This window comes from Sphingobium sp. WCS2017Hpa-17, from assembly GCF_031843765.1.
Taxonomy (GTDB): domain Bacteria; phylum Pseudomonadota; class Alphaproteobacteria; order Sphingomonadales; family Sphingomonadaceae; genus Sphingobium.
Map to the genome: position 1 here is coordinate 15,929 of NZ_JAVTIV010000026.1, position 24,708 is coordinate 40,636.

General features: G+C 60.7%; 20 protein-coding genes. 8 read left to right on the top strand and 12 right to left on the bottom strand.

What is annotated here, in order from left to right; all coding sequences use genetic code 11:
• Positions 1–173 precede the first annotated feature (173 nt).
• Positions 174–1,286, bottom strand: coding sequence for a metallophosphoesterase (locus RQH62_RS21945; RefSeq protein ID WP_311270779.1), 1,113 nt, complete (start codon positions 1,284–1,286; stop codon positions 174–176).
• Between the two features lie 457 nt (positions 1,287–1,743).
• On the opposite strand from RQH62_RS21945, the gene htpG reads away from it, so the two are divergent.
• Positions 1,744–3,630 carry a molecular chaperone HtpG gene (htpG, locus tag RQH62_RS21950; protein ID WP_311270800.1) on the top strand — a complete coding sequence of 629 codons (1,887 nt, stop codon included), beginning with the start codon at positions 1,744–1,746 and terminating at the stop codon, positions 3,628–3,630.
• A 218-nt stretch (positions 3,631–3,848) separates the two neighbouring features.
• Here the strand turns inward: htpG and RQH62_RS21955 are convergent, their stop codons facing one another.
• A complete protein-coding gene (locus RQH62_RS21955) occupies positions 3,849–4,001 on the bottom strand; it encodes a DUF1328 family protein (protein WP_311270801.1) in 153 nt (50 codons plus the stop codon).
• 566 nt (positions 4,002–4,567) lie between these two features.
• Between RQH62_RS21955 and RQH62_RS21960 the strand changes: the two genes are divergently transcribed.
• On the top strand, positions 4,568–5,290 hold the full coding sequence (locus RQH62_RS21960; RefSeq protein WP_311270780.1) for a Crp/Fnr family transcriptional regulator: 723 nt from the start codon (positions 4,568–4,570) through the stop codon (positions 5,288–5,290).
• A 96-nt stretch (positions 5,291–5,386) separates the two neighbouring features.
• Here RQH62_RS21960 and RQH62_RS21965 read toward each other — a convergent pair whose 3' ends face one another.
• The gene (locus tag RQH62_RS21965) at positions 5,387–5,857 is read right to left on the bottom strand and encodes an NUDIX hydrolase (protein WP_311270781.1); all 471 of its coding nucleotides are present in this window, start codon (positions 5,855–5,857) and stop codon (positions 5,387–5,389) included.
• A gap of 314 nt (positions 5,858–6,171) precedes the next feature.
• Positions 6,172–9,990, bottom strand: a complete 3,819-nt coding sequence (locus RQH62_RS21970; RefSeq protein WP_311270782.1) for a PAS domain S-box protein — start codon at positions 9,988–9,990, stop codon at positions 6,172–6,174.
• Between the two features lie 445 nt (positions 9,991–10,435).
• On the opposite strand from RQH62_RS21970, the gene RQH62_RS21975 reads away from it, so the two are divergent.
• Positions 10,436–11,104: a hypothetical protein gene (locus RQH62_RS21975; RefSeq protein WP_311270783.1), complete on the top strand. Its 669-nt coding sequence runs from the start codon at positions 10,436–10,438 to the stop codon at positions 11,102–11,104.
• A gap of 195 nt (positions 11,105–11,299) precedes the next feature.
• Here the strand turns inward: RQH62_RS21975 and RQH62_RS21980 are convergent, their stop codons facing one another.
• The 4 genes from RQH62_RS21980 to RQH62_RS21995 all read right to left on the bottom strand — a co-directional run bounded on the left by RQH62_RS21980 (position 11,300) and on the right by RQH62_RS21995 (position 17,644).
• Positions 11,300–11,734 carry an SRPBCC family protein gene (locus tag RQH62_RS21980; protein ID WP_311270784.1) on the bottom strand — a complete coding sequence of 145 codons (435 nt, stop codon included), beginning with the start codon at positions 11,732–11,734 and terminating at the stop codon, positions 11,300–11,302.
• Between the two features lie 11 nt (positions 11,735–11,745).
• A complete protein-coding gene (locus RQH62_RS21985; RefSeq protein ID WP_311270785.1) occupies positions 11,746–12,798 on the bottom strand; it encodes a Rieske 2Fe-2S domain-containing protein in 1,053 nt (350 codons plus the stop codon).
• A gap of 12 nt (positions 12,799–12,810) precedes the next feature.
• Entirely contained in the window at positions 12,811–14,874 is a 2,064-nt protein-coding gene (locus tag RQH62_RS21990) for a TonB-dependent receptor (RefSeq protein ID WP_311270786.1), read from the bottom strand.
• Positions 14,875–14,983: 109 nt separating this feature from the next.
• A complete protein-coding gene (locus RQH62_RS21995) occupies positions 14,984–17,644 on the bottom strand; it encodes a LuxR C-terminal-related transcriptional regulator (RefSeq protein ID WP_311270787.1) in 2,661 nt (886 codons plus the stop codon).
• Between the two features lie 108 nt (positions 17,645–17,752).
• On the opposite strand from RQH62_RS21995, the gene RQH62_RS22000 reads away from it, so the two are divergent.
• Positions 17,753–18,454, top strand: coding sequence for a type 1 glutamine amidotransferase domain-containing protein (locus RQH62_RS22000; RefSeq protein ID WP_311270788.1), 702 nt, complete (start codon positions 17,753–17,755; stop codon positions 18,452–18,454).
• A gap of 139 nt (positions 18,455–18,593) precedes the next feature.
• On the opposite strand, the gene RQH62_RS22005 is transcribed toward RQH62_RS22000, so the two are convergent.
• The 3 genes from RQH62_RS22005 to RQH62_RS22015 are packed head-to-tail and all read right to left on the bottom strand — an operon-like array spanning position 18,594 to position 20,381.
• Positions 18,594–19,094 (bottom strand): TfoX/Sxy family protein, encoded by a 501-nt coding sequence (locus tag RQH62_RS22005; RefSeq protein WP_311270789.1) that lies wholly within the window; start codon positions 19,092–19,094, stop codon positions 18,594–18,596.
• A gap of 12 nt (positions 19,095–19,106) precedes the next feature.
• Positions 19,107–19,619 carry a group II intron maturase-specific domain-containing protein gene (locus RQH62_RS22010; RefSeq protein WP_311270790.1) on the bottom strand — a complete coding sequence of 171 codons (513 nt, stop codon included), beginning with the start codon at positions 19,617–19,619 and terminating at the stop codon, positions 19,107–19,109.
• 60 nt (positions 19,620–19,679) lie between these two features.
• Positions 19,680–20,381: a reverse transcriptase domain-containing protein gene (locus RQH62_RS22015; RefSeq protein WP_311270791.1), complete on the bottom strand. Its 702-nt coding sequence runs from the start codon at positions 20,379–20,381 to the stop codon at positions 19,680–19,682.
• Between the two features lie 993 nt (positions 20,382–21,374).
• Here RQH62_RS22015 and RQH62_RS24985 point away from each other — a divergent pair.
• The 4 genes from RQH62_RS24985 to RQH62_RS22035 all read left to right on the top strand — a co-directional run bounded on the left by RQH62_RS24985 (position 21,375) and on the right by RQH62_RS22035 (position 24,336).
• Complete coding sequence (locus tag RQH62_RS24985; protein WP_405053581.1) at positions 21,375–21,455, top strand: hypothetical protein; 81 nt, start codon at positions 21,375–21,377, stop codon at positions 21,453–21,455.
• A gap of 22 nt (positions 21,456–21,477) precedes the next feature.
• Positions 21,478–23,604 (top strand): hypothetical protein, encoded by a 2,127-nt coding sequence (locus RQH62_RS22025; protein WP_311270793.1) that lies wholly within the window; start codon positions 21,478–21,480, stop codon positions 23,602–23,604.
• A 103-nt stretch (positions 23,605–23,707) separates the two neighbouring features.
• Entirely contained in the window at positions 23,708–23,908 is a 201-nt protein-coding gene (locus tag RQH62_RS22030; protein ID WP_311270794.1) for a hypothetical protein, read from the top strand.
• Entirely contained in the window at positions 23,908–24,336 is a 429-nt protein-coding gene (locus RQH62_RS22035) for a M15 family metallopeptidase (RefSeq protein ID WP_311270795.1), read from the top strand. Before RQH62_RS22030 ends, RQH62_RS22035 begins: the two co-directional genes overlap by 1 nt.
• 80 nt (positions 24,337–24,416) lie before the next feature.
• On the opposite strand, the gene RQH62_RS22040 is transcribed toward RQH62_RS22035, so the two are convergent.
• On the bottom strand, positions 24,417–24,708 hold a 292-nt coding region (locus RQH62_RS22040), incomplete at its 5' end, for a hypothetical protein (RefSeq protein WP_311270796.1).

The window sequence follows — 24,708 nt, forward strand, 5'->3', positions numbered from 1 at the left end:
AGTATGTTCCCGTGATCTCTCATCGGTGTCCGTGAGTTCTCGCCCCATTCAAGCCGAACAGGAGCATAACTTGATTTTCATCGCCGTGCCGTCCACTTATTTATTCGCGACAAGGCGTCTGTTGCCTGGTTTCATCTCTAGCCGTGGCAACCGCTAGCTTTTCCAAAGCTTTTTTAAGGGTTTGCTTCGGTCTTCTTGCGCAAAGTAATCCGCGTCAGTTCGGAGGGGCGCAGCAGACGCATCGCGAAGCCGGGCCAGATACCCGTGCCGTTGTTCACATAGAGCGTCATTCCTTTCACGGCATAAGCGCCCGACACAAATCCCCCGTTGCCGAGCGCCACCAGCCGGTCAAGGCCGGGCATCATCCCGCCATGGGTATGGCCCGAGAGCTGCAGCGCGACACCGCTTGCAGCCGCCTGTCGCGCACCGCCCGGCTGATGGTCGAGAAGGATAATCGGCATGCCGGCCGGCACGCCGTCCAGAGCCTCCGCCAGATCGGGCGATGGCATGCCGGTGGCGGGCGCCGACCGATCCGTTACGCCGGCAAGGATCAGGCGACCGTCGGCACGCCCCAGCGCGGCATGGGCGTTCTCGAGCACGTGCATGCCCATGCTCGCGAAATGGCGCATCCACTGCTGGTAGCCAAGGAAATATTCATGGTTGCCTGGGCTCATATACACCCCGTCCCGCGCGCGGAGCTGCCGCAGTGGCTCGACATCCGTTTCGCGCATGGCGAGACTGCCGTCGATCACATCGCCCGTGATCACGATCAGGTCCGCATCCAGCGCGTTGGCGCGCTCAACCACGCGGCGCGCCCAGCCTGCCGGGAAAAGTCGACTGATGTGCAGATCGGTGAGTTGCAGGAGCGTATAGCCGTCGAACACTGCTGGGAGGCCGGGGACGGTAATGGTCACGTCTTTGACCGGCGGCACCCGCAAGGCGTTGCGCACGCCGGCTGCCGCAAGGATTGACGCAAAAGCCGCCATGCCCCAGCGAACACCCACTGGAATCACAATTCCTGTACCACCCAGCCAGATGCCCAGCCTGGCCACATCGAACAGCAGTTGCAGCAAAGCCAAGAACAGGATCGTCCCGCCCGCCCAGTTGAACAGGATGATGACGGGTCGTGGAAATTCCGGCGCGAAGACCGACCCGGATGACAGGCGGCTCCATAGCATGAACTGGGAAGCTATCAGCATGAGGGACGCGATGACACCCTTGACCATCAACGGAAGGGAAAACGGCCACAGGAACTGAGTGATGACCAGCAGGGACGGCAGCGCCATGGTGAGGTAGGGAATGGCAGAAGCTCCGAGGCGCTGACGACTTTAAACAGATAGGATCCTCGCACCTCCGATCAAGACAATGTCATGCAAAGCTCGTCGATAACGGCAGGTCGTTCCATTTGGCAATTTCCGCCGCCATCCCGGCGAGCTTCTGGCCGACCAATCGAAGACATCCTCTGCAAGGAAGTTTCGTAGCGGAGCTGCGACGCATTAAGGAGCGCAAGCAGGGCGGCCGGCCCGTTACAAACCCCACGTGCCGACCACGTCAGCCTTTCATCCAGCGAATTTGGGTTGCCAAGTGCTGCAGGTCAGCTTTTCTCTCGAGTCAATCCGCGAACGGATTTCTTCACTCGCCGGATTCACCCGCTGGAGAAATAGGGAGCTGCGACCTCTTGAACGTCCGAAGCTTTCGATCCATCTGTCGCGCGCGAATTTAGGAATGCGAGCCAGAGAGACGATGACAATGGACACCGTTACTGCCCCTGAAACACGGGCCTTTGAAGCAGATGTTTCCAAGCTTCTGCACATGATGGTCCACTCGGTCTATTCCGACCGTGACGTTTTCCTGCGTGAACTTATCTCCAATGCTGCCGATGCTTGCGAAAAGTTGCGCTATGAAGCGATCTCCAGCCCGGCACTGCTGGGCGACGATCCCCAATCGCGCATCATCCTGAAGCTGGACAAGGAATCCGGCACGCTCGTGATCGAGGATAACGGTATCGGCATGACCGCCGCCGACATGGGTGAGACACTGGGCACAATTGCGCGGTCGGGCACGAAGGCGTTCATGGACAAGCTCGCCGCTGACAAGAATGGCGAGGGTCAGCAGCTTATCGGCCAATTTGGTGTCGGCTTCTATTCGGCGTTCATGGTGGCAGGGAAGGTAGAAGTTGCTTCTCGCCGTGCGGGAGAGGCTGATGCAGCCATCTGGTCCTCCGACGGGCTTGGCACTTATACGATCGCTCCGGTCGATCCTGCAGCGGCGCCTGCGCGCGGTACACGCGTCACCTTGCACCTGCTCGACGATGCCAAAACCTATGCCGAGCGCTACACCGTTGAGCGGATCGTCAAAGCGCAGTCGGGCCATGTCCCGGTTCCCATCTTTCTTGAAGAAGCCGGCAGTGAGGATGAACCAATGCCGCTGGCCGATGGCGTAGCGCTGTGGACCAAGGCGAAGACCGAGATCAGCGAAGAAGATTATGCCGATTTCTATCGCGGCGTCGCAGGGCAGTTCGACAAGCCAGCGCTGACGCTACATTACCGCGCAGAGGGACGTCACGAATATTCCGTTCTGACCTTCATCCCTGAAACCAAGCCTTTCGATCTGTTCGACCCGGACCCCAAGGGCCGCATCAAGCTCTACGTGCGCCGGGTATTCATCACTGACGAGGCAGAGATTTTGCCGCGCTATCTTCGTTTCGTGCGCGGTCTGGTCGATTCCGCGGACTTGCCGCTCAACATGTCGCGCGAGATGATTCAGGACAGCCCGGTGCTGTCTGCCATTCAGAAGGGCGTGAGCAACCGCATCCTTTCCGAACTGGACAAGCTTTCAACCAGCGAGCCTGAGCGATATGCCGCCATCTGGGACAATTTCGGATCGGTGTTGAAGGAAGGCCTTTACGAAGATTTCGAGCGTCGCGAAGCGTTGCTGGGTCTCGCCCGCTTCACGAGCACGACGTCCGATGGCGCATGGCGTTCGCTCAAGGACTATGTCAGCGCCCTGAAAGAAAACCAAACGGCGATCTATTACGCAACTGGCCATGATCTGGATCGGATCGCGCAATCGCCGCAAATCGAAGGTTTCAAGGCGCGTGGCATCGAGGTTCTGCTCCTCCCCGATCAGGTCGATAGTTTCTGGACGACGATGGGCGTCGATTATGAGGGGAAGCCTTTTAAATCTGTCACGCAGGGTGCTGCTGATTTGAGCCTCATCCCCTTGGCCGAAGGGAGCAACACCGCAGCGACCCCAAGCGAAGAGGCAAACAGCTTTATTGTCTTCGCCAAGGAGGCATTGGCAGATCAGGTGTCCGATGTTCGTATTTCCGACCGCTTGACCAGCAGCGCGGTCTGCATCGTTGCGGCCGACAACGCCATGGATCTCCAGTTGGAAAAGATGTTGGCCTCGGCCGGCCGCGCGCCAGAGCGAGCAAAGCCCGTTTTGGAGGTTAATGCCGGCCATGCGCTTATCGCGAAGCTCGGCCAGCCCAGTGGCGATGAGGAAGGACGGCGCGATCTGGCGTTCCTCTTGCTTGATGAAGCCCGGATTGCCGAAGGCGAGGCGCCGGCTGATCCGCGAGCCTTTGCCGAGCGGTTGGAGCGTTTGATGGCGAAAGCCTTGGGATGATGTCTGTGGGGAGCCCACGGGCTCCCCCTGTCTCGGACCGGATCAGCTGACAGCTTTCCGATCGACCCAGTTGGCAATCGTGGGACAGACCCTGCTACGATGGAGAATGTCATCGTTGCGACACTGAAGTCAGACGCTTGGTCAAAAGTTCGTCGCAAGTGCACAAGTTGACCAGGCGGGAGGCTGTCTACTCACCAAGAGAGAGGCTATCGAAGCCCTTAAGGGAGTCTGCGCCCACGACCAAACAGGAATCCCAGAACAACCAGCACAACCGCTACAAGAAGAAAAATCTTCGCGAGCTCAGCAGAAAGGCCCGCAACACCGCCAAAGCCAAGAAGCGCGGCGACGATGGCGACAATTGCAAGAATAATGGCTCACCGAAACATGACATATCTCCTTCGACCGGCGGCATTTCGATGCCCTCAATAGCCGTCCGCTTTCAAAACAGTGCGAGAGATGAATGTTCCGGATGTATGGATGCGGCCGATATTCCGCTCCCCTCAAAAGACGATCAAGAAAAAATTCGATGGCTCAACAAATCGGCGAGAGGCCTCTCCTCGCGGATTCGGTAACTGAGTTCAGTCCCTTACCAGGGTTTGCCTGACTATAACCCATCCTGGCACTTAGGTGCCGTGAGCGGAAGCCATTTACCTTATTCGCTTTTCCATTCTGCGCACCTGAAATTGGCCATCTGAAAAAATGGGGGTTTCGGGGCTAGGAGCAGCCAGCCCCTCATTTGCGTGCAACCCATTTTCGGTTTTTAGATGAAGATCGCTGCCAGTGGCCCGTCGTTCAATGCCATTTTTTCACCCATCGATTTTCGCGTTTCGCTTGGAAGGGACAGGTTGGCTTGGCACTTTTGATCTCGTTTAAGGCGTCATAGATGTAACGATCCTATGAGACCAAATGGGCATGCTGCCTTAACAGGAGTTGCAGTGTGCCACTTGGCCGTGTTTCTGAATTTGCGACATTGACAGCCGGCGAGCGAGAAGCGTTAGGCGCACTCATCACCGATACGCTTGAATACCGGCGCCGCTCGCCAATCCGGTATGAAGGTGCGCCAGTTCAGCATGTTTATCTATTAGCCAAGGGGTGGGTCGCTTCATCTATGACCCTGAAGACTGGTGCGCGCCAGTTCTTCAAGGTGCATATCCCGGGGGATATCCTCGGGGCGCCGAGCCTTGCAAGTGTCAGCGCAGTTGAAACGCTGACCGCAATCACGGACTGCACGATCAAATGCATTCCACTCTCACGGCTTGGCAGCATCTTTGCCGAATATCCGCGCGTGGGAATGAGCCTGTTTATAAGCGCCAATAAAGAACGTATTGCCCTCATGGACCTGCTTGCGGCCGTTGGGAGATTATCGGCGATCGAGCGCCTGGCGCGCTTCCTGATAGACCTGCATGACAGACTGCTTGTCGTCGGTCAGACAGAAGTGAGCCGGCTACCAATGCCCATGACCCAAGAAGAGATAGCCGATCTGTTGGGACTGACGGCTGTACACGTTAATCGCATGCTTCATGAGCTTGAAAACCAGTCGCTACTCCATCGCCGAGGCAAAGATTTCATACTGAATCTGCCGGAACTTCAGGCCATGAATCCGATTGCTTCGCGGGCCTATGTCCAGGAACCCTCATGGCTCCCGCCGTCGCGAGGCTGATCGTAACTGCGACGGGCAAAATGAAGCCAACAGATCGGGGGGGGGGGGGCCGCTATCTGGCAACCTCTATTCGGCTGGCGAGAGCGGGGGCGCTGATCAGAGTCTGCCCATGGGCTTTGCACACACTGGACTAAATGCACGATCAAAGGCGGCGATAGCCTTGCGCATTCCATCCTGCTCCACCAAAGAAAGCGCATCCGATATCGTGGCCCATCGGCGCTCACGCTGAAGCATTTCGGGCCACACTGATGCTTCTGTAGTGACGGCCATAGGATGCACGGTTACGCTATGCTCCTCCTCATCAGAAGCGTTCCGTTTCTTCCGAACATAGTTCGTGATCGGCTCAACCTCGGTTCGACCGATCACGCCACCTTCTTCAAATGCTTCCTTCGCTGCCGATGCATGTGCCCCCATACCTAGTCGCACATGCCCTTTCGGAAGCACCCAGCGTCTCTTCTTTCGTGACGTCACTAGCAAAATTTCCAACTCTCCATCAGCATCATAGCGATAGGGTATGGCTGCGGATTGGAGAGGCATGGTGTGATCTCGACAGATTTGAGGCAACATATATGCCGCCTACTTAAATGATTCCAAACAGAATTGCGGCCTCGCCGCCGGCGATTCGCTTCCGTTCGAACAACCCAGTTATAATTTAGGGCGGCAGGAATTGGCTCATGAAGGCTGCTTGACCCGTCGTCCCTTTGCGGCCGCTCAGGCTGCAAATTCTGATCCCCAGTGCGGAAGCTCCGGTATCCCGGGAGGTATCGACCATAGTCGGACAGGTCGCGACCCCAATCTTCGTTCCGTCCCTCAAAGCGACCTGCCCGCCTCCAATTTGTCTAGTGAGAGATTCGAACGGATCAATCGGCTATTGTTAGTGGTCATGCTCCGTCGCCGAGACTGGCCGCCAGCTCCGCCTGCCTGAACGGCTTAACCAGCCTAGGCAGGTCGGGCGCGATGCCGTCGACGTCGGCGTAGCCCGACACGATTAGGATGCGGGTGCCGGGCATATCGGTAAGGATCTCGCGGGCTAGGTCTGTGCCGTTCTTACCGGGCATCAGATGATCGGTGACCAGCAGGTCTGGGACCAGACCGCTCCTGACGAGCTTAAGCGCCTGTTCCGCCGATGCAGCCTCGACGACGTCGTATCCGAGATCGACGAGCATGTCGGCGGTGCTTGCGCGCACCGCGTCCTCGTCGTCCACGATGAGGACGCGTCCGGCACCTTGATTGGGGGATGTCTCCTCAGTGCGGTCGACCACCTCCACATCCTCCTCGGTCGCGGGCAGCCAGAGCTGTATGTCAGTTCCGAGGCCGGGCCGGCTGTCGATCGTCAGAGCCCCGCCAAGCTGTGCTGCAAGCCCATGCACCATAGAAAGCCCGAGCCCGGTTCCCTTGCCGATGCCCTTCGTCGAATAGAAGGGCTCGACGGCTCGTCGAACGGTCTCGGCATCCATCCCGACACCAGTGTCCGCGACCGACAGGCGTACGTATCTCCCAGGCTTCAGATTGGGTGCGAGCCCCGTCTCCAGATGCACCGCCCGGGCCGAGATGGTCAGCCGCCCGCCCTCCGGCATGGCGTCGCGAGCGTTCACGCTGAGGTTAAGGATCGCCATCTCAAGCTGGTTCTGATCCGCGAGCGCAGCCGGCAGTTTCTCGGCCAGGTCGACTGTAACGCGGGTCTGTGGCCCAGACGTGCTCGCGACGAGCTCGGCCATTCCGGACACGAGAGCGCCGATGTCCACGGCCCTGGCCTGCAGCGGTTGACGACGGGCGAAGGCGAGAAGGCGCTGGACAAGCGTCTTGGCGCGCTCCGCCGAGTGCAGCGCACCTGCGATGAGGCGCTGCTCGCGCTCGCCGCCGACGGACTTGCGTTGAAGCATGTCCAGGCCGCCGATGATCGGGGTGAGGAGATTGTTGAAGTCGTGGGCGACCCCGCCCGTGAGGCTGCCCATAGCCTCCATCTTCTGACTTTGGCGCAGCGCCTCCTGCGCGGATGTCAGTTCCTCCTCCGCCCGGATCCGGTCGGAGACGTCGTTCGCCAGTTGGAAGGCTCCGATGATCAAGCCATCGGCGTCGCGTAGCGGCGTGAAGCTGATCTCCCAACAAGGCTGACCGAATTCGGAACGACCGAAGACTTCCTGGACGGTAAAGCTCTCGCCCGCGAGCGCTCGATCCATGAGCGCACGCATCCTGGCGGCCTGCTCAGGGATGAGGAGATCGGGAAGGGGTTCCCCGATCTTCGTGTCGAAGCCGTTGACGCGCCGGAACTCGGCGTTGTGGGCCTTGTTGAATGCGATGAGACGGTAGTCGTAGTCGAAGGCGCAGATCGGCGACGTCGTCGCCTCGAGTATGTCTCGATTGAATCGCAGTTCGGCGGTCCGCTCGGCGACCTGCAGCTCAAGCGTCTCGTTCATATCGCGGAGCCTGTCCTCCGAGCGCTTCCGGTCCGTGATGTCGTTGAACAGGATCGCAACGAGATTCTCCCCGGGATCGCCGGTTGGGAAGGCATATACGTCGAACCAGCGTCCCATCGGCTCCGCATAGTTCTCGAACCGAACTGCGGTCCGGGTTGCGGCGACCCCTCCGTAGACCTCGAACCAATGCTCCTCGAGGCCGGGAACGGACTCACGCACCCAGGTGCCAACGAGCCCGCCCATTCCGGTCTGACGTTCGAACGCGGGGTTCATCTCGATCAGCCTATAGTCGATCGGACGGCTGTCATCGTCGAACTTGATCTCGGCGATCGTAAAGCCCGCATCAACGGCCTCGAACAGCGTCCGGTAGCGCGCCTCGCTTTCGCGCAGACGAGCCTCCGCGCCGATCCGCTGGACGTGGGCCCAGCACCGCTCTACGACGGTTTCGACGAGCAAGATTTCGTCCTCGCTCCAGTCGCGCGGGCTATCCTGATGGACGGCCATCATCGCGACGAGCCGATCGTCTTTGACCAGCGGGCAGCATATGATCGCGTCGATGCCGATGGACTGGAACATGTCGCGTCCGTCTGCCGGCGCCAGCTCGGTCGCCACGTCCCGCACAATCAGCGTGTGACCACCACGCATGTCGGCCACGGCGCGCGACCCGAAGAGATTCAGGCTGTAGATCCCCGCCGAGCTCTCAATACCTGGTGCCACGTAGTCGTCCCGGATGATGAAGCGGTCACTGTCCGCATCGACGTCCGCATATGCCGTGCGCGAAGCCCCGATCCGCAGCGCCAGCAGCTCGGCTGCGGAGAGCATGGCGGCCGCGGCATCCGGCGCGCCTTGCAATGCCTCGTCAAGAGACCGCAGGAAGCGTAGGCGGGATTCACTCCGCCAGATCGCCGCGTCGGAGCGCTTGCGTTCTGTGATGTCGATTGCCGTGCCCAGAACCCGCAGGCAGGTGTCGCCGTCGAAGATGCCACGGCCCTTCGCCGCCACCCAGCGGATGACGCCGTCCTCCTTGCCCACCGTGCGGTATTCCACATCGTAGACGGCTCTCTGGTTCGGATCTGCCGCGGCAGCATAGGCGATGCTCGTGGCTTCGCGGTCGTCCGGATGCAGCCCCTGGTAGTAGTCGAGCATGGACACAGGCACGTCGGGGGAGATGCCGAACATCCGCTTTACGATCGGGGGCCAAATAAGGATGTCATGGACCACGTCGACGTCCCAAAAGCCGATCTCTGCGGCGTCAGTGGCAAGGCGGAGCCGCTCCTCGCTCATCGTGAGCGCGGCGCGATTGGCTTGGCGCTCCGAGATGTCGAGCATAGCGCCGATCATGCGCGTGGCCTGTCCTTCGGCATCCCGAATGATGTGGCCCCGGTCGAGGATCGACGCATATTTGCCATCCGCGCGCCGGAACCGGTATTCGTCGGCCCAGCTAGCCGCGTCGCCGTCAATGGCCGCGTGGATGCTAATGTCGATCCGTTCACGGTCGTCGGGATGGATGTGTTCGACCCACCATTCGCCGGTCGGCAGCACTTCGGCGGGAACGTAGCCATAATGCTCCTCGAGCGCCTCGTTCCAAATGACGTGGTTCGTCTCGAAATCCCAGTCCCAGATGGCGTCGTTCGTCGCGCGTGCGGCGAGGCGATAGCGCTCCTCCACCTCGCGCATCGCGTCCTCGGCGCGGGCACGCTCCTCAAGGAGCTGGGTAAGCTGGTCGCCACGGCGCGCCTGTTCGGTGAGAGCCCGGCGAAGCTCCAACTGCGTCATCACCTGTCGGGCGAGAACCTCCAGGACCAGGCGCTGATGAGGCGTAATGCCATCAGGGCGCGGCGTCCGGTCAAGCACGCAGACGGTGCCGATCGGAAGTCCGCTGGCGCTGCGAAGCAGCGCGCCGGCATAGAAGCGGAGCCCGTCGTCCACTGTTACCAAAGGATTGTGGGCGAATCGTTCATCCTGGCGCGTGTCCGGCACGACCATGAAATCGTTCTGGAGGATCGCATGTGCGCAGATCGACACATCGAGCGGGAGTTCGCGGGCGCCAATGCCCACCTCCGCCTTGAACCATTGTCGGTCGCTGGCCACCAGATTGACGACCGCAATCGGGGCGCCGAACGTTTCGGCGGCGAGACGGACGAGGTCATCGAACTCCGGCTCGAGTGGCGTGTCGAGGATGCCATATTCCTCCAGCGCGGCCACGCGATCGACCTCGGACCATGGCTGATCTTGATCTAGCGCAAGTGTAGGCGTTTGTTGAACTTTGTCGGTCGGTGTCATACTATGACGGTAGCAGTGATCGCTTCGACCGGCACGACTTATCGTTTGTCGCGTCCCTTTCGGGAAAGCTCCGGTTTGTCGGATATACCAAAGCGCTGCCCGGTAAGGGCGGCGCTCTATCAGCTCCTCCGGAAGTATTCACCTTGCGCCGATGCTGAGCTCGGTGGTCTTGCAGGACCTTTGGGTGGAAGCGTAATGCCCGCTTCTGGCGAGGCCTGCCGTCTGACAGTCCGAATACGATCGGCGGCTTCGTCCCATAGGCGGTGTTTGGCGCTTCGGCGAAACGACCCCTTCACGACACTCAGCCGCCGATTCTCACCTCCAGCTACGATCAGTCCGGCTTTCTGCGTCGCCTTACAAAACATGGCGCAGCACAGCCGCACCGCGGGAACTAATTCGACGGTTCTTGTCTCTAGGTCCCCGGCGCGGCAGAAGCCGTGTCACGATGATCCAGTTTCACGCCCCAGCAGCTGACGCCCCGCAGTTGGCGCTATCACCTCTCCATCGAGCAGCCCTGCTCACATTGCGCCATCTCGCCGAATCCGGTCCGATCGGCCTCACGCCCAACAGAGCGATAAAGCGCTACTTCGTCACTTTGGCCGCCGAAGCCCTCAATTGGCCTGGCTACACCGCCGAAGAGCTTTATGCGATCAATAAGGTTCTGAACGAACATGACTTCCCGCCGCTGGCCATTCTGCATGATTTGCTGCTGACCGCCAAGCTCGCCCGTCACCGGAAAGGCTTCCTGCACATAACCAAGATAGGCAAGGATCTGTTGGAGCATCCCGGGAGCCTTTGGATTACCCTGGCTCAGCATCTGCTCCTTTCGGCCGGTCACGATGACATGCTGGAAATCGAATGGGTTTCGGTCCTCGACGCCGTGAACGTGGAAGCTCATTCAGGTGTGACTGACAGGCAATTTAGCGCCAGGCTGACGGGCAGCGATGATAAGGACTACCATATAGAATCGCTTGTCTATGTGCATGTCCTTCGGCCCCTTAGCTGGCTCGGCTTATTGCATGAGACCCGGCAAAGCCAGACTGAGCGATTTTTCACGAAAACAGCACTCTGGCCGCTTACGTTGACGTTCGACGGCGGCGCGCAGTTGGCGTAAGTCACGACACATTAATTGGGCGAACTGCAGCGCCGGGAACGATCCTTTGTGGTCGCTCCCCAGCCTGTTGACGATGTTCAAGAGCAGACTGTCCGTTGGTCGGGTGGCGATCGCGCTTGAGAACCACATCAAATTCGGTTGGCATGGCGATGCCGCATGCGCTGTCCGCAATCTGAGCAGCTTACTTGGCCTCAATCATGCCCTGACAGCGGCTTCCAGATTGGCGATGTACATCTCGATATTGCCTTGCGACAGCCCACGCAGTTCCTCGCCCCGCTCCGGATCCAGTGGAAAGAACTGTGTGCGGATGATGAAGATGCAGGCATCCGGCCCGGCCGGCGTCACCTTGATCCGCCCGCCATAGTCCGCCCAGGGCAGCGGGCCGTAATCGACCATGTCATAGGCGATGACCCGTTCGGCATGATCATGCTCGATCAGGCGCTCTACCACGGCGCCACCACCGATGGCGGGATCCAGATGATAGGTACGCAGCGCCCCTATCCCCTGCCCGCGCGTCTCGACCCGCGCGACATAGCCCTTCGTCAAAATGTTGCCCGCAAAGTCCCCCGTAAATTGCCATACCCTGTCGGCGGGCGCCGCGATCCGGCGCGCGATTTCGACCGTCAGCATCATCGTCTCCTTCAGCGGATAAAATCGGCGCCCGGATGAGCACGCGGGAAGGTCCTGAGATAGTCGACGAAGCGCCCCAGCGCCTTGTCGCTGCGCGTGAACATGCCGCGCGTGAACCGGATGGTGTTTAGGATTTCGACGTCCTGATCGACCACCGCGATTTCCAGCGCCTGCGCGAAGTCCAGCGTCTCCTGCACACGCTGGTCGTCCTCGGGCGTACCGTCGGACTTCTGCGTCGCGATCACGAAATAGCTGCGCAACGTGCCGGGCCGGTGGATGCCGCAGGGATAGAGGAAGGCGAACCAGCGGCCGTTCACGCTGCCCATTTGATAGAAGATGTTGGTCCCGTGAATGCCGACCTTATATTCGATCGCGGCGCCGGTCTCCCGAAAGCGCCCTTTCAGGTCGTAATCATAGCCGTACTGGTGCCAACGTATGTCGTTGGTGGCGTCGCCTTCAACTTCGATGCCGTGGACGATGTTGATGTGGTTGAAGTCCGTGGTGTTGCACATGAACACCCAGGGATCGGCCAGCAGGTCAAGATGCGGGATGTCGGCGTGGAAGGCCAGTTCCTCGTCGGGAAAGCCGAGGTCCGGCAGGTCGTACAACGCCTCTTCGCCGTTGAACGCCCAGATCAGGCCGAACCGTTCCTGTACCGGATAGCGGAACACCCGCATGCCATCGACCACCTTGTCGTTGGTCGCGGTGCGGGCGCACCTGCCGCGCATGTCGAACTCCCAGTGATGGAAGGCGCAGACCAGCCGGTCGCCTGCCACCTTGCCGATGGAAAGGTCCGCGCCATTATGTGGGCAATAGGCGCTGACGACGTTGGCGACGCCATCTTCGCTGCGATAGACAGCGACGCGCCCGTCCAGGAAATTGCGCCCCAATATGCCGCCCGGTGCCACGTCGGTGGAGCGGCAGAGCGGATACCAGTTTTGCGAGAAGCGATTATCCTGCCCCTCATAGGTGACGCCCCGGCCGTGGCGGCGGCGGTCGATCAGTTCTACGGCCGCCTGCTGGCCATTGAACATGTCCTCAAGATCGCGAACCTGTGTCGACATGACGATGTTCCTTCAGAAATTGAAGCTGGCGGCGACGCCATAGCGACGCGGCTGGCCCGGATAGCGGATGTCCGTGGCCCCGGCGGAAAACTCCTTGGCGAAGAATTCTTCGGTGTAGCGCTCCTTGAACAGGTTCGTAGCATAGAGCGCGATCGACCATGATTTCGCGTCAAAGGTCAGACGGGCATTGGCCAGATGGACCGCATCCTGCCGGTCGGCATTGTCTATATGCCAGTAATTGCCCGACCGGCCCGAATAGTCGATGCGAGCGATCAGCGCGCGATCATCGGCAATGGGCACGCGATACTGGCCGAACAGCGTGTAGGACCAGCGATAGGTCAGCGGTACCTTGTTGCCGCGAAACAGCGCGGTGCCGTCATAATCCTTGATCTTCGTATCGATGAAGCCGAGCGATGCGCCCAGTTGCAGATTGCGGGTGGGCCGCGCCTGCGCCTCCAGTTCAAAACCGTAGATGTCGGTCTTGGCGACGTTGACGATGCCCTGATCTGCGACGTTCAGCACGAATACCTGCTGGTCCTTGTACCGCATGTAGAAAGCGGCGGCGTTCAGCGTCAGCTTGCGGTCGGCCAGACTGTTCTTCGTGCCGATTTCCAGCGTGTCGGCAACCTCTGGCCGATAAATGGCGGGAAAGACCCCGGTTGGCGGATTGAACCCGCCACTGCGGAAGCCGCGCGCCGCCGTCGCATAGACCATGGAGTCCGGCGAAAAACTATACTTGACCGACAATTTGGGCTGCCACTCGTCGAAGCTCGCCTCGCGCTTCGGGCCGGGAAGCAACCGATTGGTCTGCGTCCGCTTGTCATTGTCATAGCGTAGCGCCGCCGTTAGTTCCAACGCATCGGTCGCGCTGTAGTTGATCTGGGCATAGACCGCCTTCGTCAGGATATCTTCGTCAGCCCCGGCGACCGGCAAGGGGATATAGGCGGAAGGTGGCAACTCGCTGGCCGTCGGATCGGGCGAGATCAGAACGGTGGTATCGATGCTCTTCTTCGCATCGAGCAGATAAGCGCCGGCCGTCCAGCGCAGCTTCTGCGACGAAGGCGAGGACAGGCGGATTTCCTGGCTGAAACTTTCATAGCCGCGCAGTTGCCGCGCACCCAGGATCGACTGGGGCATCCAATCCAGATCCTCGATCAGATCGATGCTCGTGTCGTTATAGGCGCTGACCGACGTCAGCGTGAACGGCGCGAACTCATAATCGATCTTGAGTGAGGCGTCCTTCGTCTTGCGCGGACTCTTGCCCAGAAAGTCATTCTGGATGGGGATGCTGCTGTTGTTGGGCTGACCGTCGGGTAGTGGAATATACCAGGAAGCGCCGCCATCCAGATCACCATAAGCACCGCGCACATCGATCGTCAGCCGGTCGGTCGGCGTCAAGATCAACCGGCCGCGCAGGTTCAGGTCCTCGACGAAATCGACCTTCCGGTTCAGCGTCACATTGTGGAAGACGCCATCAAACTTGCGATAGTCCGCCGCGATGCGGAACAGCAGCAGGTCTGGCACGATCGCGCCGCTGAGAGATCCCGACAGGCGGCGATCATCGCCATTGGCATAATCAAAGCCGACCCGCCCCTCCAGATCATTGGTCGGCCGCTTCGTCGTGATGTTGATCGCGCCGCCAATGGCGTTGCGGCCGTAGAGCGCGCCCTGCGGACCTTTGAGCACCTCGATCTGTTCCAGATCATACAGGGCCTGCTTGATCATGTCGGTAGACGTCATTTGCACGCCATCGATCACCAGTGCGACGGGCGCCTCGCCATTGCGGACCTGGCCGATGCCGCGAATGCTGATCGCGACGGTACCCGCATCCTGTGCGTCCACCAGGGAGATGTTGGGCATCAGCGCGGTAACGTCATCAATGCTGCGGATGCCCGCTTCCTCAATGGTCTTCGCGGAAAAGGCCGTCACGGAATCGGGTACCTGCTGCAGACTTTCCGAACGTTGCCGCGCAGTGACGACGATGGCGTTGCCGTCCGCGTCCTGTGCCTGTGCGACGCCGGTGAACAGGCAAGCCGAACCGAGCAGAGCGCTGGCCAAGGATTTCCCGAATGTCATGATCGCATACCCCTTTTCTCTCGCCGGGCTGGACTTTGATCCAGTCGCCGGAACCCAAAGCCTAGGGTGGAGCGACCCATTGCGTATATCGGGAGAAAAGGTGGAGGCGTCAGATCAGCCGCATGTTGCGTGCGGCCGAAATGGCCCGGGACCGGGTCGCCACGTTCAGCTTGCGATAGATGTTGATGCGGTGGGTCTTGATCGTGCTTTCCGCCACACCCAGGCTGCGCGCAATTTCCTTGCTCGACATGCCGTCCGCCAGCGCGCGTAGGACATCCACCTCGCGCGGCGTGACGATGATCTCGCTAGCAGCGGGCGGAGTGGCGATCGCCCCCTTGCGCGCCTCCGGGCTATTCTGCCGCAGCCGCGCCACCACCGTGCGCTGTGCCGGCTCGAACAGGTGGAGCGCTTCTTCGCAAGCCTCCAGGATCATCGGCAACAATGCACCGAACTGTGACACGACGCCGATCAACCCTTCGCTCTCCGCCGCTTCCAGCGCCGACCGGAAACTGTGCGCCGCCTCGATCCGCCGCCCGGCGACAGCCTGCGCCGCTGCCCGCAAGATGCTCATTTCGATGTCGAGCCCGACGGAGCCGGCCTCCCCGACATCCGCCTCCAGCGAGGCCAACAGCGCCGAATCAGTCCTGCCGCTCTGCAGGGCACAGGCTATCAGCGCGATTCGATGGTCGCAGGACAGGCGCCGGTCGCGCTGCAGGAATGTGGCGGACGGCGCCTCTAGTCCGTCCAGCAACTGCGCAGCCTGCGCGATATGCCCCATGCTCAACAGCATGCGAGCGCGCATCAGGTCCAGTTGGTAGCGCAGGCGCGGCAAAGCGCGCCGCTCTGCCGTCTCATGTCCGCGCAGGATGATATGCTCCGCCTGTATCAGATTGCCTGTCCGCATCGCGAACCAGGCCTGCGTCGCATAGGCAGCCACGAACACCTCGTGCCACCCCTCCGTCGCCTCGATCACGGGCAGCGCTGATTCCAGCAGATCGGTCGCGGTGGACAGGTCGCCCGACAGGTACAGCGTATAGGCCAGCAGCGCGATCGCCACTGCCACCTGCGGGCTTCCTTCGCCAAAATGACGGGTCGCCTGCTCCAGACTGCGGCGAAAATAGAGTTCCGCCTCCCGCCGGCGGCCGGTGCGCATCTGAGACAGGCCCAGATACTGATAAGCATAGACTTCCAGCAACGGCAGTTGGTGCAACCGCGCCAGCTTGCAGGCCTTCTCGCCATGCACGCGGCACCACAGGTCGTCGCCCCGATCGAAACTGGCGAGGCACAACAAATGATGCAGCAGCACGCGCAACGTGGGGTCATGGCCCTCATAAGCCAGCTGGCGTTCCAGGATTGGCAGGCATTCTGGCGGGAAGCTGCGATCCTCGTAGATATGCGTGACCAGATCGTTGCACAGTATCTCGCAGGCCAGAGCCGGGTCGGTCTGCTCGACCTCCAGTATCGGCCGCGCCTCCAGCAGTCCGTCGAGCAGCGCCCGCGCCTCCGGCAGACGCCCGTGCTGTGCGGCATAATAGGCCTGCCCTAGAGTTACGCGCGGGAAATCACCGGCGGTTACCGGATCGAGGTCATCGAGATGCCGCAGTAGCGTCAATCCGCCGCGAATGGCCATGCGCCACCCGCCTGCCGCCTCGATGATCGCCAGTGACGCCGCTGCGTCCGACACCAGCGCTGCATGCCCCAGCGCCTCGGACAGCAAATTCTCCCCGGCAAGCCACGACGCCGCGCGCAGATGCAGCGCATCCAGCCGTGTCGCGCCCCCCTGCGCCAGCGCATCGTACAGAAATTCGCGCAGCAACGGGTGAAACCGATACCAGACGCCCTCATCGTCCAGCGGCGCGACCAGCAGGTTCTGCCGCCGCAACTGGTCCAGCACCTGCGCGCTGTCGTCCCGGCCGGATATCGCGTCACCCAGCCCCTTGCAGATGCGCTGCGCGATCGAGGTTTCCAGCAGAAACTGCTGGGTGTCGGCGGAAAGGCCGGAAAACACCTGCTCCGCCAGATAGTCCGCGAGATCGGTGGATCGTCGCGTCAGATGCTCCAGCGTATCGACATGATCCCGCCCTGCGAGCCACAGCCGCAGCAATTGCAGCGCGGCAGGCCAGCCCTGCGTGCGATCGATCAGCTCTGCCCAGTCGACCTTGCCCGACTGGTCGCTAATGAAGGAACGCGCCTCGCTGTCGGAAAACCGAATATCGCTCTGGTCCAGCTGGAGCAGTTGTCCGCTCACGCGAAGGCTGGATAGCGCGATATCCGGCAGGCCACGCAGCGCGATAATGATCGCGGCATGGGCCGGCATCCGCTCGATCACATAATCCAGGAAGCGGTTCGTCGCCTCCGACGCGATGCGGTGATAATCGTCGATGATGACGCGCACCGGCTCCTCGCTCGCCTCCAGCGCCAGGACGATAGCGCGGGCGGCCGCCTCCGCCGCGAGTCCCGGAAGGCCCGCCTCGATCGCCTCGTGCGAATAGGGCAGCGGCAGCCCGGCGCGATGCAGCGCCGCCATCAGATAGGCGAAAAACTGGTCCGCCTCGAACTTCGATTCATCGACGCTGTACCAGGCCACGGCGACATCCTCACGCCGCCACTGGGCATGGCACTGGCTCAACAGCGTCGTCTTGCCATAGCCGGCCGGCGCCGACACCACGGTCAGATGCTGGCTGGCCCCGGTGATCCGGTCCACCAGCGCCGCGCGCCACAGCAGATCGATAGACCTGTTGGGAGGAGCGAGCTTCGTCTGGATCAGCATGACGCGATAATGCCATAATGCCCGGACGCTCCCATCCACCTAATCGGTGGATTGTGCGGATCGGGTGTGGGGCGCACTTCGTGGGCAAAGTTCATGAGGCAGATCATAATGAGCAAGACGATCCTATTCGCACTGACCGCACAGGCCGACCTAGGGGAAACCGGCGCCCGCACCGGCGTCTGGCTGGAAGAGCTCGCTACGCCCTATCAGATGCTGGGTGCCGCCGGATACGACATCCTGTTCGCAACACCCGGTGGCCACCCCGCCCCGCTCGACCCCGCCAGCCTTGAGGAGCCCTGGCTGCTGCCGGCCGGGCATTGGTTCCTGAGCCAGCCGGCTGCCATGGCACAGCTTGAGGCACCACTGGATATCGCCAGCGTGGAAGCTGCGCGTATCGACGCCATCTTTCTGGTCGGCGGCACGGGCACGCTGTGGGACTTCCCGGGCTGCGCGCCGCTGGGCGCGCTTGCCACCAGCCTGATCGCGCAGGACAAGCCAGTCGCCGCCATCTGCCACGGCGTCGTCGGGCTGATGACCGCGACGGCAGCAGATGGCACGCCCCTCGTCGCCGGAAAATCGCTGACCTGCTTCAGTAACGAGGAAGAGGCGATGCTCGAATATGACAAAATTGTTCCACTCCTCGCGGAAACCGAACTGGTCCGACAGGGCGCGATCTACAACCGGGCCGCGCCGTTCGAGGCAAGGGTTGTGGAGGACGGCCGCCTGATCACCGGGCAAAACCCGGCCAGCGCGGAGTCATTAGCCAAGGCCTTGCTCTCTCAGTTAGGGGTGACGTCTGCGCGCTTTTAACAGGGAATGGCGATCGCCAAGAGCAAAGACACGATCGCAGAAAGGTCTCTGATAACGGCACTCAACACGTCCCGGGCATTCAGCAATTCACCTGCACGGACATTCGTTTAATGAACACGGACTTCTGCGTGGCGTTGTATCAACCGGATTTGCGCTTGGTCCTGACCTTGGGAACAGGCAATTCCTGGGATGTGATACGAACGATCTCGGCAAGCCACTGACAATCATCCCACTTTTCCGCGTTGATCAGGAGACAGGGCTTTGCACCGGGATATGGAGGGGCTTCTTCCGCATCGACAGCGAATGCCCGCCCTCCAACCATGGGCTTTAGGAATAGGTGGTCGTCGCAGACCAATGCGACCATCTTCCCATCGCAGTAAATGCCGAATTCGCCAAACATCACCTTGGCCGAAACGGTGCCGCCGCTTGCCATCTGCTCGACAAGGAATTCAACGATTTTACGATCGGACGCCATAAGACGATATCGCCGGTCCTGATGAGAAGGTCGAGGGTCAATCGGTAGAGTCAGGAAGTGGCGCGGTGTCGTGCGGCGCGCCTGTGGGGCTTGCCAGACGGTCCGTTTCCACTCCCTGCTCATCGAACCGGACGTGCAGATCTCCCGCATCCGGCTCTCGGACAAGATATCACGCCTTCACCCACGGCGGGCCGCGGCCACGTTAGCCAGACGCACGAGGCCGAAGCGTTCGTAGAGCTCGGGGGTGTGATAGGCTCCCCCTCGCCGTCGTCTGGTTTTGTATTTGGCGCGCAGCCACCGACGCAACCGCACCGCTGCGTAGCTGTCAATGGCCCGGTATGCCCTGCTCGTGGTACCAACCGAGAAGTAGTTGGCCCATCCGCGCAGCACCCGGTTCATCTTGGCCACCAGATATGTGGTATCCTGCCAAGTACCTGCCCGGTCTGTAAGAGTGTGGATCGTTGCGACCACCCTCTGAATGCTCTTCTTTGATGGCCGGTAGCCTATACGGGCTTTGCCGGTTTCCGCGGAGTACATCGTACCGAACGTGTATCCCAGAAAGTCGAACATCTCGTCCGGCACCTTGCAGATGCGTGTCTTGTCCTCATTCACCGTCAGCTTCAGCTTCTCCATGAGCCCGCGCATGTGATCGAGCGCGGCTTCCGCGTTGCCCTTCTCACACAGGATCACGAGGCCGTCGGCATAGGTGATGAGCCGCGAGCCGAGGCGTTGCCCAAGGCCGAGCTTCCGCTATCCCACCACGAACCGGCGAATGTAGATATTCGCCAGCAGCGGTGAGATGGGTGATCCTTGCGGAATACCGCGCCGCTGATCGCGCGCCCGCGTCGTTCGCTTCTTCCGGCCCCTGTCGTCCGTTTCCTCGACAGCCCCTTCCAGCCAGGATTTGATCAGATGCAGCACGCGCGGATCGACGATCCGGCGCGACACTGATTTCATCAGCTCCGGGTGTGGGATGGTGCCAAAGTAGTCGGCAAGGTCGGCGTCCACGACATCCGGACGGCCACGGAACAGCTGCTCCTCCACTTCAACCACAGCCTGCTGGGCGTTTCGCCCGGCTCGATAGGCGTAGATTTCCGGTGGAAAGTCGGCTTCAAAGATCGGCTCAAGCACCAACATCGCTGCTGTCATGCAGACCCGGTCCCGCACGGTGGAAATGCCCAGCGGCCTGAGTTTGCCGTTGGCTTTTGGTATGTAGACACGTCTGATCGGTTCCGGCCGGTACGTCTCCTCCCTGAGCGCAAGCGCCAGTTCCGCCAGCCACCGCTCAGCGCAATATTTCTCGATGTCCGCAAAGTCCTGTCCATCCACGCCCGGCACGCCCTTGTTGGAGCGACACTGGGCATAAGCATGGGCCAGAATGTCATCGCGGCTGATCTTGTCGTACAGCGCGTAGAAGCGATAGCCGGCTTCTGCCTTCGCTTTGGCGTGCAACGCCTTCTGCAGTTTCTGGACGCTTTTGCCGAGTTGATAGGTTTCCCAATCTCCTGCCCCTCACCACTTGTTGCGTTCATCTTGAACTGAGGCTCCTTCCCTCCACCGGCAATACCCGACTTCCTCGGTACTACGGGCCTCTCCGCCACCCCATCGTGCCCGTCCCATCCCTCGCGGGCGTCCGGTTGCTGATTCCTCGGCACGCCATGGGGCTTCCCGTGTTGCGTGCACTTTCCTTGCGTATATGCTGTCGCCACTACCCCGGTGCAGCAGACGGGCTCAAACGTCGCTCAAACTTGCCCGTCCATATCAACCTTCCCCGTAAGGGTTAACGGGTCGGCCTGCACATCGTCCTTTTCGAGGATTGCTCAGCGTTCACTCACGTTACGGCCTGTACGCTCGCACGGTCACCTACGTGACCGTCATCCGAGGGCTTCAGACATATCGTCACCTCCATGCCTGCCCCGATTGCTTCTGGCTGGAGCATCGCCGGGCGGGCCTTTCACCCACTAGAAAGTGCCGCCTTTGCACGGCGCACACCCTTCCCGGACGCTCAGCGTCCGATTTTCGCCTCCCAGGTGCTGACGGCCCGCTTTTTTGGCGGCATTCGACCAAAACCGATCGGTCAGATCGGAAGCGTTGAATGTCGGTGCTAGCAGAAAGCGGTCGATCGTGGTGGCTTAGGTTCGCCGCCGCGGATAGGGGCCATCCACATTGGACTAATCCAGTAAAAGGAAAGCTATGACATTGCACTTCCGCCCTTCATTACAGAAATGGGCGTGATCATGCGCAATAATTATGTAGGATTCGGGACTTTGACTTGACTTCGACTTGTACAAATGAAACGCTATGGTAATTGGCGCGTGGGGCTCGACAGCATGAAATTGATGAATGACAGCAAGCGCTTAGCGAGCGTCTGGTCGACGCTGGACTGGCTCAAAGCAAAAATCCGCCCACCAGCACAAGAAGTGCGGCGAGATCAAGAAGGAAAGGCTGCGCTTCAAAGGCAAATCGGCCCACGGCAAGTACATTGATTCGAGCAACAACATGGACGCGTTATCTGTCATAGAATAACCGCAGCAGGGGGCCTCGCGATATGAAACATGATCGGCCACAGAAAACCGTGTTGCGCTTCTCCCGTGTGATTGGGCCACTGCGGCGCGACGGGGTACTCGCCGCCGCGCTTCTGCTTCCCGCCTTGCCCTACTTCGGGATGTGGCTCGCCATGCCATCGCAATTCCGTGCGGTCGTTGCGCTCGGCCTTGCGCACGGTACGCCGCTAGTGTGGGAGGCGGTAGCACTCGGCGTGTACCTCCTCCTCGTGTGGGCGATGCTCCTCGCGCGCGGCAGGCTCGCCCCCATCCCCATGCTGACTGCGGCAGCCCCGCTCGCAGTCGCCGTCGGCGCGCATCTCGCTGCCGCCGGGGCCCGCCTGCCGTTGCTGCTTTTCACCGCAGCAACTCTCGTCGCCATCGGTCTCGGGGTTTATCGCGCCGCGCGGGTCGACGCGACAAAATGGCGGGAACTGCCGGGCTCCCGCTGGCTCCCACTCGCCGTGGGCGCCCTGCTGTTCATCGCCGCCGCCGCAGCGAGTGTCGTCTCCCCACTCGAGTTCCCCCGCGCGCTCGGCTCGCTCGCCATCCTCGCAATCTTCGTCGGCATGTTGTCGCTGGTGATCGCCGCGATGGTGCTCAAGCCGAAGTTCGCTGCCCTTGCCATCGCCTACAGCGCCATCGCGCTGGTGCTGTTCGCGCCCAACAATCACGCGGTGCCGTCGAAGCGTGCTACCGTCGACCCGCTCGAAATCAACACCGCCTTCGCGACATGGCTCAACAGCCGTCGCGACCTCAATGCCTACCGATCGCGCGGCCTTCCTTATCCGGTAATCTTCGTCTCGTCCGAAGGCGGCGGCATTTTCGCCGCTGCCCATGCCTATGGAACTTTGTCGGCAATCGCGCGCAGTTGTCCTACGTTCAATCAACATGTGTTCGCTGCCGTAGGCGTTTCTGGTGGCGCCATCGGCAACGTCCTCTACGCTGCGGCCTCCAAAACAGAACAGAGCGAATACGTGCGCTGCTCGCCGCGGATTGAGGGTATGGCGGCAACTCCGGTCGTCACCGACCATTTGTCTCCGGTGCTCGCGCGTCTTCTTCTGCTTGAATCGCTTGACCAGCTTTTGCCGGGTCAGTGGCTCGCCACCGACCGTGGCCAGATTCTCACGGATTCCTTTCTTTCCGTTGTCGTCGACAGAAAGCTCGCGGAATCAGCGCTGAGTGACAGCTACGATCCGAAAGGCGCCAGGCCCGCGATCATCGCCGTGACGACCGACCGGAGCACCGGCAACCGGATGATCCTATCGCCATTCCAGGTGGACGCTCGTTACTCGGCAGCCGAATGGTGGCCGGGAACTTCCTCATACGACAGCGGCCCGAAGCGGGACGACCGTAGTCAAATAAGCCTGATCAACGCAGCCGGGCTGTCGGCCCGGTTCCCGTGGGTTACGCCGACAGGGCTGCTCAGGCTGTCCGACCGCGAAACCCGAGTGGTTGCCGATGGCGGATACTTCGACAATAGTGGGGCAGAAACGATAAAAGATCTCATTGATACGCTGCGCTTCGCCCACAACTGGTCGACCTTCGTAAACACGGTCGACGGGGAGAAGTCGGATATCGCTGCACCGGCAGACAAGGGATGCACCGAGCCGAGAATAGTGCTGGTTAATAATTTCCATATGCCGTCGACAAAGTGGAACGATTGCCAGATCACGATCTTCCCAGTCTATCTAGCCCTCGCCTCTGACCCTGCCGAACGAGATTCCGAAGCGGGTCGGCAGTCTTTCCTTGGCGACCCCATCGCGGTCCTGCTGAGCTCGCGCGGATCGCGCGGAGAGAATGCGCTCGACTATGCCGACCTTTATTATTGCGGTCTGCGGCGGGGAGTGAGCGGCTCCGAATGCGCGGCGGTACCCGGGAGCACCTTGGGCATGTTCCGCAACAACATCGCCCCCGCGCGGTGGGACCTGCCGCTCGGTTGGTTCATGCCGCGTTCGCGTTTCAATGCGATCATGAAGGGGACAGCCGTTGATGAGCATTTCGACTTTCCCAAGACCGGTCGACCAGCAGTCACCGAAACTGAGCTGATGATCTACTACCTCGACCCTTCACTGTGGGATGATAGCGCCGATCCACACATCGGTTCGCTGTACGAGAACTTCGGTCCGTGACAATTTGAGAGCCGCTTTCCCTTACGACAATATCGTATTGCTTACCCGAACTAACTATCGCACGATGCATCAATAGGTCGTTTTATCCGGGGGGAGAAAACCTGTGAGCAAGCTGCTGACGAAGAGCGAGATACTGTACTTTCAACGCGTCTGCGCCGTTTGCGGATACTATTCCGGCGGCCTTGACGGCAAATGGACTACCGATCTGGATGAGGCCGAGCGCCAGATCGAGCAGCAGCGGATCGACCTCGCCAACCAGATCGGGCAGTTCGATCCACGCTCGGAAAAAACATCTCGACCTTGATGCCGCCCGCGCAGAAGGTCGCGCGCGAGTTCATGAGAGCAGCTGCGGGGTTCCGAAACACCGTCAAGATCATTTCCGGGTCACGCACCTATGCCGAGCAGGACGCGCTATACGCGATCGGCCGTACCATCCAGACCAACAAGAGCCCGGTCACCAAGGCCAAGGGCGGGCAGAGCAATCACAACTTCGGTCTCGCTTGGGACGTCGGCATCTTCGAGGCCGCCGGACGCTATATGGACGGCTCGAAAAAGGGCGACGAAAAGGCCTACGCCGATCTCGCAGGCTTGGTGAAACCAGTGGTGGCGAACCTCGAATGGGGCGGCGACTGGACGAGCTTCGTCGATCCGCCCCACTACCAGCTGGCGACGGGGAGCAAGGCGACGGCCCAGGTCCGCGCCCTGTTTGAGAGCGGACAACCGATGTTCTGACGAGTGCACGCGGCTCCTGCAGGCACTGCTGCGCGATCAAACGGTCCATAGGGGCACCAGGAGTGGCGGCAATGAAGTGATCAATCTCGAGTGACTTCAAGCGTCATCTTGTCGTCCTGAGGATTGAAAATGCGGCGGCGCTCACGACCACTTACAGGCTTCGCCAGCTCTATCTTCGCTGCTTGAGGATCTATCGGCTTCGGCGAAATCGGCCGTTCAGGTTCGCAGTGCCAATTGGCAGTTTTGTATGCATCCGGCGAGACGCGCCTTGTCGTGAGGTAGGGGCCTGCTCTTAAGAACGCTCTCGAGAGCACGCTTAGGAGCAGTGGATGCGGCAGATCACGGTGATGACCGGGCCGGAACGGCGGCGGC

Coding starts and splice junctions, on each gene's coding strand:
- RQH62_RS21945 (WP_311270779.1), bottom strand. CDS start 1,286: ATGGCGCTGCCGTCCCTGCTGGTCATCACTCAGTTCCTGTGGCCGTTT.
- htpG (WP_311270800.1), top strand. CDS start 1,744: ATGACAATGGACACCGTTACTGCCCCTGAAACACGGGCCTTTGAAGCA.
- RQH62_RS21965 (WP_311270781.1), bottom strand. CDS start 5,857: ATGTTGCCTCAAATCTGTCGAGATCACACCATGCCTCTCCAATCCGCA.
- RQH62_RS21970 (WP_311270782.1), bottom strand. CDS start 9,990: ATGACACCGACCGACAAAGTTCAACAAACGCCTACACTTGCGCTAGAT.
- RQH62_RS21975 (WP_311270783.1), top strand. CDS start 10,436: ATGATCCAGTTTCACGCCCCAGCAGCTGACGCCCCGCAGTTGGCGCTA.
- RQH62_RS21980 (WP_311270784.1), bottom strand. CDS start 11,734: ATGCTGACGGTCGAAATCGCGCGCCGGATCGCGGCGCCCGCCGACAGG.
- RQH62_RS21985 (WP_311270785.1), bottom strand. CDS start 12,798: ATGTCGACACAGGTTCGCGATCTTGAGGACATGTTCAATGGCCAGCAG.
- RQH62_RS21990 (WP_311270786.1), bottom strand. CDS start 14,874: ATGACATTCGGGAAATCCTTGGCCAGCGCTCTGCTCGGTTCGGCTTGC.
- RQH62_RS21995 (WP_311270787.1), bottom strand. CDS start 17,644: ATGCTGATCCAGACGAAGCTCGCTCCTCCCAACAGGTCTATCGATCTG.
- RQH62_RS22000 (WP_311270788.1), top strand. CDS start 17,753: ATGAGCAAGACGATCCTATTCGCACTGACCGCACAGGCCGACCTAGGG.
- RQH62_RS22025 (WP_311270793.1), top strand. CDS start 21,478: ATGAAACATGATCGGCCACAGAAAACCGTGTTGCGCTTCTCCCGTGTG.
- RQH62_RS22035 (WP_311270795.1), top strand. CDS start 23,908: ATGCCGCCCGCGCAGAAGGTCGCGCGCGAGTTCATGAGAGCAGCTGCG.